Source organism: Clostridium sp. HBUAS56010 (genome assembly GCF_007115105.1).
Lineage (GTDB): Bacteria > Bacillota > Clostridia > Lachnospirales > Lachnospiraceae > Lacrimispora.
In genome coordinates, this window is the sequence record NZ_SULJ01000028.1 from 1 (window position 1) to 8,041 (window position 8,041).

18 protein-coding genes are annotated in these 8,041 nt (G+C 33.9%); all 18 read right to left on the reverse strand.

Translation table 11 applies throughout. The features are described 5' to 3' along the window. Nucleotides 1-170: 170 nt before the first annotated feature. On the reverse strand, nt 171-485 hold the full coding sequence (locus FAY33_RS18690; RefSeq protein ID WP_143322905.1) for a hypothetical protein: 315 nt from the start codon (nt 483-485) through the stop codon (nt 171-173). Between the two features lie 32 nt (nt 486-517). Then, nucleotides 518-727, reverse strand: a complete 210-nt coding sequence (locus FAY33_RS18695; RefSeq protein WP_143322906.1) for a hypothetical protein — start codon at nt 725-727, stop codon at nt 518-520. 201 nt (nt 728-928) lie between these two features. Beyond that, nucleotides 929-1,297 carry a hypothetical protein gene (locus tag FAY33_RS18700; protein ID WP_143322909.1) on the reverse strand — a complete coding sequence of 123 codons (369 nt, stop codon included), beginning with the start codon at nt 1,295-1,297 and terminating at the stop codon, nt 929-931. Between the two features lie 28 nt (nt 1,298-1,325). After that, complete coding sequence (locus tag FAY33_RS18705; RefSeq protein ID WP_143322910.1) at nt 1,326-1,595, reverse strand: hypothetical protein; 270 nt, start codon at nt 1,593-1,595, stop codon at nt 1,326-1,328. 31 nt (nt 1,596-1,626) lie between these two features. After that, entirely contained in the window at nt 1,627-1,905 is a 279-nt protein-coding gene (locus FAY33_RS18710) for a hypothetical protein (RefSeq protein WP_143322911.1), read from the reverse strand. A gap of 36 nt (nt 1,906-1,941) precedes the next feature. Continuing rightward, entirely contained in the window at nt 1,942-2,235 is a 294-nt protein-coding gene (locus tag FAY33_RS18715; RefSeq protein WP_143322914.1) for a hypothetical protein, read from the reverse strand. Between the two features lie 78 nt (nt 2,236-2,313). Then, nucleotides 2,314-3,270, reverse strand: coding sequence for a hypothetical protein (locus tag FAY33_RS18720; RefSeq protein WP_143322921.1), 957 nt, complete (start codon nt 3,268-3,270; stop codon nt 2,314-2,316). Then, nucleotides 3,230-3,823 (reverse strand): type II toxin-antitoxin system PemK/MazF family toxin, encoded by a 594-nt coding sequence (locus FAY33_RS18725; protein WP_143322923.1) that lies wholly within the window; start codon nt 3,821-3,823, stop codon nt 3,230-3,232. Before FAY33_RS18725 ends, FAY33_RS18720 begins: the two co-directional genes overlap by 41 nt. A gap of 100 nt (nt 3,824-3,923) precedes the next feature. After that, nucleotides 3,924-4,355, reverse strand: coding sequence for a hypothetical protein (locus FAY33_RS18730; protein WP_143322925.1), 432 nt, complete (start codon nt 4,353-4,355; stop codon nt 3,924-3,926). A gap of 494 nt (nt 4,356-4,849) precedes the next feature. Next, nucleotides 4,850-5,062 carry a hypothetical protein gene (locus FAY33_RS18735; RefSeq protein ID WP_143322927.1) on the reverse strand — a complete coding sequence of 71 codons (213 nt, stop codon included), beginning with the start codon at nt 5,060-5,062 and terminating at the stop codon, nt 4,850-4,852. 68 nt (nt 5,063-5,130) lie between these two features. Then, nucleotides 5,131-5,367: a hypothetical protein gene (locus FAY33_RS18740; RefSeq protein ID WP_143322930.1), complete on the reverse strand. Its 237-nt coding sequence runs from the start codon at nt 5,365-5,367 to the stop codon at nt 5,131-5,133. A gap of 53 nt (nt 5,368-5,420) precedes the next feature. After that, nucleotides 5,421-5,627 carry a hypothetical protein gene (locus FAY33_RS18745; protein WP_143322932.1) on the reverse strand — a complete coding sequence of 69 codons (207 nt, stop codon included), beginning with the start codon at nt 5,625-5,627 and terminating at the stop codon, nt 5,421-5,423. An 11-nt stretch (nt 5,628-5,638) separates the two neighbouring features. Continuing rightward, nucleotides 5,639-6,079: a hypothetical protein gene (locus FAY33_RS18750; RefSeq protein ID WP_143322935.1), complete on the reverse strand. Its 441-nt coding sequence runs from the start codon at nt 6,077-6,079 to the stop codon at nt 5,639-5,641. Between the two features lie 10 nt (nt 6,080-6,089). Continuing rightward, nucleotides 6,090-6,275, reverse strand: coding sequence for a hypothetical protein (locus FAY33_RS18755; RefSeq protein ID WP_143322937.1), 186 nt, complete (start codon nt 6,273-6,275; stop codon nt 6,090-6,092). A gap of 3 nt (nt 6,276-6,278) precedes the next feature. Continuing rightward, a complete protein-coding gene (locus FAY33_RS18760) occupies nt 6,279-6,536 on the reverse strand; it encodes a hypothetical protein (protein WP_143322938.1) in 258 nt (85 codons plus the stop codon). Between the two features lie 12 nt (nt 6,537-6,548). Then, nucleotides 6,549-6,752 carry a hypothetical protein gene (locus FAY33_RS18765; RefSeq protein WP_143322940.1) on the reverse strand — a complete coding sequence of 68 codons (204 nt, stop codon included), beginning with the start codon at nt 6,750-6,752 and terminating at the stop codon, nt 6,549-6,551. Between the two features lie 2 nt (nt 6,753-6,754). Further along, nucleotides 6,755-6,898: a hypothetical protein gene (locus FAY33_RS19695; RefSeq protein WP_185967717.1), complete on the reverse strand. Its 144-nt coding sequence runs from the start codon at nt 6,896-6,898 to the stop codon at nt 6,755-6,757. Next, on the reverse strand, nt 6,899-7,924 hold the full coding sequence (locus FAY33_RS18770; RefSeq protein WP_143322943.1) for a tyrosine-type recombinase/integrase: 1,026 nt from the start codon (nt 7,922-7,924) through the stop codon (nt 6,899-6,901). Nucleotides 7,925-8,041 lie beyond the last annotated feature (117 nt).

Sequence of the window (8,041 nt, forward strand, 5' to 3'; positions counted from 1 at the left end):
TTTCTTCATATATGCCGTAAGTTAGCTACTCTTACAGCTTCAGCATAAAATAAACATTTTGTCACAAATTTATGTAGTTTCTTGTTTCTAAAATCAATGGATAACCGGCTTGAATTAAGCCAATAGAAATGTTATTATAAGAAATAACACTTCGGTTTATCCGTGTGTTGCTACTGACAGGTAGAGTCGGCGACCAAACTTCCTCTATCTGTCTTTGTTTCTTTTTCATCATTCGTAAAATCTTCAAAATTCACTTGTGTCAAATGTTCCAAATGTTTTCCGTCTGTTATTTTAGCATATGCTATAAGCATATCACTTTCAATTACGAAATGAGAATAACGTGCATAGTGTTCTGGTTTTGTATACTCTGTATACTTATCATCAGCCAAAGCAATTCCTATAAGGTACTTAGCTTCTCTTTTGCTCTCTACTTTAACTACAATTTCGCCATCTAAAAATGCTCTATCTGTGCTATTAAATGTCATTGTGGATCACCCCTTTCTTAGAAAATTCCGATTTAATTGGATATCTTTAATATTCTCTTCGGAACTATTTCGACATCTCCACAATCATTTTTTTCTCCTAACCATGCGATTTCTGCGTTTTTATCGTTATGTAACTCACTTCTTAAGTACATTGCCTTTCTACCTTTTTTATAAAAAGTCATGTCCTCAATTAATTCCACAATATCTCCGTGTTTCAATATGTCCTCCTCCAATTTTCTCATTAAATTATCCTTCTATTGGAATGTAAATCTCAGTTTACCTATTAACACCTAATAGCTGTTGGGTCTTTCTCAACCATCTCTGGGATATCAAATGGACATTGATCGCAATGGTAAGTGCATCTGATAGTCCCACAATCATTATCTGGATCTACACCGTTTTCGTCTTTCATAATACCCTTTCTCCCGGCACTCCGGGAAATCCTAATTTAATCTTGTATGGTCATGCGTCAAATGTAATTTCAAGAACAACCATGCTTCATATGATTCTTCAAATTCACATAGCCAAAACCTATTAATCATAGTTTTAAATAGCCGTGTGCAGTGTTTCCAATCTTGTTTATCTAACATCATAATCCTTTTAATCACGTTTACCCCCCTCCCAATTTTAATCATTTTGTAACCATTTTTACGATTATATGTATTTAAGACTTCTATGAATGGAGCATTACGTAGTTCATATATCTTCATCTTTTCAAAATCCAATATACATGTATTATCTAAAATACAATCTACACCATTTAATACCTCGTTAATCCTATCTGTTTGATTTTTCACCTCAGTAACATCCATATTTTTATCTCCTTATTAAATAATGGTTTTATTTCCTATTAAGATACAAATCCAAATAATATTTATATCCGCCAGTAGTACACTGATTGAGCCACAATTTTAATCTGTCATATGCCTTTACATGATGCATAGAAAACCCACTATCATCGTTCCATGGCTGACAAATGCAATATTCAGATGTGTTGACTCCACCTACACTACCAGAAATTTGTTTTCCAAATAGAATGATTGACGGGTTATCATAATTATCCACCAAAGTAAAATCTTCTTTCTGCATCGCTCTTTCTAATTCGTCCATAACTACTCCTTCCGATAAAACACGAGTTTGCTTAAAACTCCTCAGCTTCAAATTCCCATTTTTGAATATGAAACCAAAATCTTTCCCCATCTTTTTCAAACATCACAGCGTAACTGTCTGTCTTAGGTCTCAGTCTGACTCTACTGCTATCACAGTATCCAACTGCATATTTTCTAACACACCTCATTACATTGGTTAGTTCAAGAGCATCTGAATAATCTAAATCAAGAACTATCCACCAGCCACTTTCGTAATTTTTATATGTAAAGCATTCAGAATTTAACTCTGGCAATTGCTTTATATCAAACATCATTTTCCTCCTTTCTTTTTCTAAGCAAATACGCATTTAAATGCGTTCACAACTCTTTGCTCTTGCAGATATATAAAGCCTATATGTATATTCTTCCCCATCAAGCCACAACTCAACTCCAGATAAGGTTTTCCCTACTTTTGTTGAAAACACATCTTTCAAAACAATCTTAATACAAACATGATACTTATCCTCCAGAACAATCGCTCCATCGAGTAAAGATGAAATTCTATAGTTCTCTAAATAAATCAGCTTGCTTCCAACTTTATTGCATATTTGAGCTATAATATTTTTACCAACGTTCTGACCTATTTCTTCAATCGTACTCATTCTTCCTCCTTGGGTTTATATAATCTCTTGTCATTTTCATATTTTAAACGCCTTGTCGAAATGGCGTTTAAAATATAGTTACAATATTACATTTTCTTCAAGCAATGGAGAATATACGCGATAATTAAATAAGAAGTTTTTTGCTGAAGTTCCAATACCAAACTCCTCCAAAGCGTTTTTCAATAATTCAATATCTCGCTGTCTTTCTCCGTTTTGTTCTGAGTTAAAAATGTTAATTAGAACATCTTTACCAATTCTATCAGCCAATCTAAACAAAATACTTGAATCAGAAAGGAAACCAGGATCTAAGTCAATCACCTTAAACTTTCGAGATAACACCTTTTTATTTTGTTCTATGTTATCTGTTGGCACGGTGTTTCTTGTACTTACAATTTGCCTTATTAGGAAGTTGTTATCATCATAAAAATCCCTCGCCAATGGTTTGCCGGTTTTAGATAACACTACAAAATTTTCCAACTCATACATATTTTTAATAGCCTTTATTGTATCGGCACACAATGGTAAGTTGCAACCTCCGGAAAATATTTGTTTCTTGGCAAAATCTACGTCTTCATATTTAAGACTAGCTAATTCCTTCTGCGATTGCACTCCATCATACAATAATAAAACAATAGATAGGTAATATGGTACATTGATGCCAATTTCTTCACATTTCCTTTTCACATATTCTCTGGAATATAACTTCACATTACCAAGAGTGGCTATTTTATCAATTAAATAGTCTTTACTAAATAATAATGATTGCTGTAGTGGATCATATTTGATATAACCCTTAATTACACAATAATTATAAAATTGACTGAACTGGCTAACAAGTAGCGATATATGAAATAACCTATAATACTTTTTCTTAATAAGAAAAAAATCAAAAAGCATTTCATCTGTAAAATGAACTAAATCTGTCCCATATTCCTCTTCGCAATCTAAGATGTGAGTGCCAACAATTGCCTTAGTCATAGTATTATGATGACCATCAATTGCAGCAAACTCTTCTAATATCTTTCTGGAATCCATCTTTGTTCCTCTCATTTTTCATTTTAGATATCATGGAATAAATACCCTTTTGTATATCCATAGTGTACTGTATTCTTTCTAAAACGTCAACGTTATCGATAAATCCGATTCTGTCATAAATGTAACAAGATGGTATGGAATCCTCGCATTCAGCGAGCAATATAGAGTCTTCTTTTAGCCCGAATTGTCCAGCTTTAAAATACGTGTGTGTGGGAAGATACTTTTTCTCTCTTGACGTAAATGGTATAACATGAATGTTGCCTTCCGGAGCCTTGTTATTGGCATTATTGGATACAATTAATACAGGTCTAATATTCTGCTGTTTATGACTACGCTTTTTTCTTGTAAGCGGATCACTCATGTATTTACCTATCTGACCAAGCGGAATTAGCTCATCACAATCTGGAACTTCCACCTCAGGTAAATATGCCATCCTAATCTCACCACATTTAATCTCATTGTTTTTGTTCCTGAAGGATACCTCTCTATTGGTACTATTATAAATTAAGTATGCTTTAGTTTTAAAATTTTCGCTCACGATTGATTCTGTCATTAAACTCCCTCCGTTGTTGGTTTATATAATCTCTTGTTGTGATAACTATAGCATACTATTTTATACATGTCAACAGTTTATATAATCTTTTTATTTTTTTTTACAATGCCTTCTTTTTAATCCTCTCCTGATTCACAAATACACTTCCATCTTCCAAGACCCAGTATATTTTAATGGATAAAAACCCAAGAACGTTATGTATTTTTTCAATTGCCGTAATATGGTGCTCATTATAATGTAGAGCCATGCCTGTCTCACACTCCGGATTTTCACTAATTGTTTTTGCTGCAGCATATAAGGCCATAGCCACATGATGATTAACTTGCCCTCTATTAAATCCCTTATCAAATCTTACCGAATCTGGGTTAGAGCTGGTAGCTCCTTTAGCCTCTATAATAAGTACTTTGCCATCTCCGCCAATAGCGATGATATCATAACCTCTGTCTTTCGTGGAAAGAGACTGTTTTATAAAGTAACCTTCTGATTCCAAGTACTTGCACGTAATTTTAACTACCTGATTTTCATTTAACATCTTTTCCTCTATAAAATGTCGATTTAATCGTAATATTTAAAGTACAACGTTTTTGACTTTAAAAGCTTTATTATTCTATTGTATAACCGGTTATGCCTATTCTCAATGGACTCGGCTATGTTAGTTAATATCTTCCTATTATCGTAAAGCTCCTTCATATCATTAGGTGTATTTATAAGCGTATTTACCACTTCGGAAAATTCAAAGTAAGACTCGCAATATTTCAGAAAAAATAAAGCCTTCAAGAAATCGTAACCGTACTTAGTGAAGTAATACGACAGAATACCGCTTTTCAACAACTCAACCTCACTAGGCAACAAACCATCAATATCTCTTATTTCTAAGTGTGGAGTATCTTTATTACAACGAAAGCAGTACATTGTTTTAATATGATTCTTTTCTCTTTGCCCAAATTCTGGCCTTGGGAGCATTAATTTGTTGCCACAAAATGTACAGTATAACTCCGATATCATTTTTCGCGCTCTCCTTGATTCTCACTCAATTTCAGTCATTTCGTCAAGATAAAGGTCTATCTTACGTTTGTCGTATAAACACCTTTTGCCAAACTTAACTTCTGATCCAATAGATTTAGCAAATTCAAGGGCGCGATTTCTTCCCAAACTTAAATAATAGCATAATTCTTTTGCGTCTAATAATCGCTTTTCTGTAAAACCTTCGGGTGCCGTTTGATTATTTCTTTCTTTCATAAAAAACTTTCCTTATTTTATTTTTATACAATAAAATGATTTGTAGCAATGAAGCATCAATAAAAGTATTACTTTAAATTATCATAGCTCTTTGCTACTTTGAATGTAGTAACACTAGTTTCTTTTACGACCCAATCTGGATTTCCACAAATGAGACGCATCATATAATCTTGCATATCATTTGAATCTTCAATCTCAAATTCTGCTGACATACAGTTCTTTGCCATATCACACCAAATAGTTCTGACCCCATTTTTCCTAACAAACTCCTTCGCTTCTTTTTCTGTAAATGTCAAATCGTTCATTTTATCTTCTCCCTTCAATAATAATTGTCACAAAATCTAGGTTTACTTACAAATTAGTAATTCTTAGAGGCATCTTTTAACCAGTCAATATTTTTCTGATCATACCTCTCAATAATAAATGATCCATGTCCATCCTCATGAGATATAGAAAGATTGTGCTTTTTACATACTAGTTCAATTTCATTAATAAAAGACTCCATATCTTTAGGAATATCTACAAATTCGTCTTTGATATTGTCCCATATTTGATTTTCTTTCATCTCGTTTTCTCCTACTCAATTCTTATTTCTGTTACGTTGCCAAGCATCTCATTAAACAATTCTCCAGCTATCGAATCCAAATCGTCATAATAACAGTCAAAAATATCACACTGGAATCCATTTACCGTGTCATTAATATAGTACGTTTTATCTATATCCGTATCTATTGCCAACACAATACTGTCAAAGCCCTGTTTAACTGCCGTTTCATATGCAGATATAACACTCTCGATGAAATCACCCTCGTCTTGAACAACCTCCTCACAAACAACATCACGGATACTACCAATTTCTATAGAATCAATGATTTTACCACTGCTATCTCTAATCTCTTTGAAGACTTCCTTCATTTCTTCTTCTGATTCAAGCCAAGAATAGCTTACGTTATGTTCCATATCTTCATATATTATCAGAAAAGGACGTTCTGGCTTTGTGAATATATTGTCACTCATATTTTATCCCTCACTCTTTGATCTCTAAGTTCAACCAGTCAATTTCTGCTTGAATTGTCTCTTCCATGCTGTCCATGTATTTTGCGGCGTGTGTACTAAATACTTTTCCAGTTCCCTCCCAACTTGCAGAACAGAATGATTTTGCCATTCCTTCTAAAGATGCCGTTTCTCTTCTGATTTTATCAAAATTATTCATTAACTATTCCTCCTTGAGTTTAAAAAGAAATCCATCCAAAAATTGCTCACACCTTATATTATCATCTTCGGTTACAAATCTTAGAACTTCGTTATATAGTTCACTTGTAACCATTACGCTCTTAGGCAAGTCGTCAATACTCTGAGGAAATATAAATTCTTTATCAAGTTTAACTTCGACTGTCGGTCTATTACCGGTGCGAGGATCTTCCACCCACTCAATTATTGATTTTGCTCTATTGCTTAATTCATTCCACTGCATAATCAATCTCCTTTATTTTCCTTCATATTTCTTAATAGCGGCTTTCTCAGATGAAGTCAATTCTAAATGTCCATAAGCACAATCCATTGCTTGCTTCTCTATAGCCTTCATATACTCACCACCACCTGGGTAATTTTTATACTTCCAATCAAGATATTCCTGAGTACCGTATTTTGGAGCCTTATTCCCGAAAAATACCTTTGATAATATACCCATAATTACGCCACCTCATCATCTTTCTTTGTTGTTTCATATCCAGCGTGTTCCAGTGCATCTTTAAAATTAGTATACCATGTGTAATGCCCATTTTCATCATCAATTTTCATAACATCTCCCGGCTCTAACTTAATTTCCTCATTCATTTACTTTTCCTCACTATCTTCTTCGTTATATCTTACTAGGTTCCTAGTACTCTTTTTACGCTCATCTTCTAGTGCAGCATAGTGTCTTTTCGTGGTATTAATATCTGAATGCCCCAAATTTTCAGCAACCAAAGAAATATCCCCCGTCTCTCTGTACAAGTGCGTCGCAAATGTGGCTCTTAATTTGTGAGGCCCGATTTTCTTATCTGTAACACTTGATGCGTATTTCTTAACCAGATTTTCAACTGCTCTCACGCTTATCCTTCTTTTATGAAGAGATATAAATAATGCATTTTCATCTAAAACATTTTCAAGATGCTTTCTTTCTTCTATATAAACACGCATTACTTCACAAACATCATCACTAAAGTAAATATGTGATTCTTTTCCACCTTTTCTAATAACGTTGATTCTATTTTCACTAAGTTCAACGTCCTGAATGTCCAATCCTACGCACTCAGACACTCGTATACCGGTTCCAAGTAACAACATGATAATTGCTATATCTCTGCTGTTATTCTTGTCTGTATGCCATTTCTGGGCACTTTGGACGTTCTCTTTTACACTTTCAATCAAGTCAGCAGCTTCATCATTCTTGAGATACACAATCGGTTTTTCGTGCAACTTTGGAGTTTCTACAATATCCATAACATTCTTCTCCATCCTCTCACTCCGATAGAAGTACCTGTAGAAGCTTTTCAAAGCATTAATTTTTCTGGATATGCCCCTCTCGCTGTTTGCCCATTTGGTTTTTAGATAAGACATATAATTTTCAAAATCCTGGACTTTTAGACTCTCAAGTTGCTGTAATGTAACATCCTTTACTTCTACACTAAGCACACTTCCAAGAAAAGAGAAAAATCGCACCACATCATAAGCATATGACAATCTGGTATTGGAAGAAGTCCTTGGCTCAATTCCTATAAAAAAGTCAAGGCAGAACTCCGGAAGGTCGGCAATTATTTCTTTAACCTTCTGATCATTTTTTTTATCCTGTTGCTTTCTGTATGATTGCGATTCTCTCATTTCTTTTCACGTCCCTTTCTTTTTTTTGAGTAAACACGGATTCTATGGTAAATTTCAGTTTTGCTGTTCTATGCTTTACCTTCGTAAACCTGCACTATATTTACACTGACCACAGTG

Excerpts from the sequence above, each read along its gene's own strand:
- FAY33_RS18730 (WP_143322925.1), bottom strand. The coding sequence starts at position 4,355 with ATGTTAAATGAAAATCAGGTAGTTAAAATTACGTGCAAGTACTTGGAA.
- FAY33_RS18710 (WP_143322911.1), bottom strand. The coding sequence starts at position 1,905 with ATGTTTGATATAAAGCAATTGCCAGAGTTAAATTCTGAATGCTTTACA.
- FAY33_RS18760 (WP_143322938.1), bottom strand. The coding sequence starts at position 6,536 with ATGCAGTGGAATGAATTAAGCAATAGAGCAAAATCAATAATTGAGTGG.
- FAY33_RS18765 (WP_143322940.1), bottom strand. The coding sequence starts at position 6,752 with ATGGGTATATTATCAAAGGTATTTTTCGGGAATAAGGCTCCAAAATAC.
- FAY33_RS18750 (WP_143322935.1), bottom strand. The coding sequence starts at position 6,079 with ATGAGTGACAATATATTCACAAAGCCAGAACGTCCTTTTCTGATAATA.
- FAY33_RS18715 (WP_143322914.1), bottom strand. The coding sequence starts at position 2,235 with ATGAGTACGATTGAAGAAATAGGTCAGAACGTTGGTAAAAATATTATA.
- FAY33_RS18690 (WP_143322905.1), bottom strand. The coding sequence starts at position 485 with ATGACATTTAATAGCACAGATAGAGCATTTTTAGATGGCGAAATTGTA.
- FAY33_RS18705 (WP_143322910.1), bottom strand. The coding sequence starts at position 1,595 with ATGGACGAATTAGAAAGAGCGATGCAGAAAGAAGATTTTACTTTGGTG.
- FAY33_RS18770 (WP_143322943.1), bottom strand. The coding sequence starts at position 7,924 with ATGAGAGAATCGCAATCATACAGAAAGCAACAGGATAAAAAAAATGAT.
- FAY33_RS18735 (WP_143322927.1), bottom strand. The coding sequence starts at position 5,062 with ATGAAAGAAAGAAATAATCAAACGGCACCCGAAGGTTTTACAGAAAAG.
- FAY33_RS19695 (WP_185967717.1), bottom strand. The coding sequence starts at position 6,898 with ATGAATGAGGAAATTAAGTTAGAGCCGGGAGATGTTATGAAAATTGAT.
- FAY33_RS18695 (WP_143322906.1), bottom strand. The coding sequence starts at position 727 with ATGAGAAAATTGGAGGAGGACATATTGAAACACGGAGATATTGTGGAA.
- FAY33_RS18720 (WP_143322921.1), bottom strand. The coding sequence starts at position 3,270 with ATGGATTCCAGAAAGATATTAGAAGAGTTTGCTGCAATTGATGGTCAT.
- FAY33_RS18745 (WP_143322932.1), bottom strand. The coding sequence starts at position 5,627 with ATGAAAGAAAATCAAATATGGGACAATATCAAAGACGAATTTGTAGAT.
- FAY33_RS18725 (WP_143322923.1), bottom strand. The coding sequence starts at position 3,823 with ATGACAGAATCAATCGTGAGCGAAAATTTTAAAACTAAAGCATACTTA.
- FAY33_RS18755 (WP_143322937.1), bottom strand. The coding sequence starts at position 6,275 with ATGAATAATTTTGATAAAATCAGAAGAGAAACGGCATCTTTAGAAGGA.
- FAY33_RS18700 (WP_143322909.1), bottom strand. The coding sequence starts at position 1,297 with ATGGATGTTACTGAGGTGAAAAATCAAACAGATAGGATTAACGAGGTA.
- FAY33_RS18740 (WP_143322930.1), bottom strand. The coding sequence starts at position 5,367 with ATGAACGATTTGACATTTACAGAAAAAGAAGCGAAGGAGTTTGTTAGG.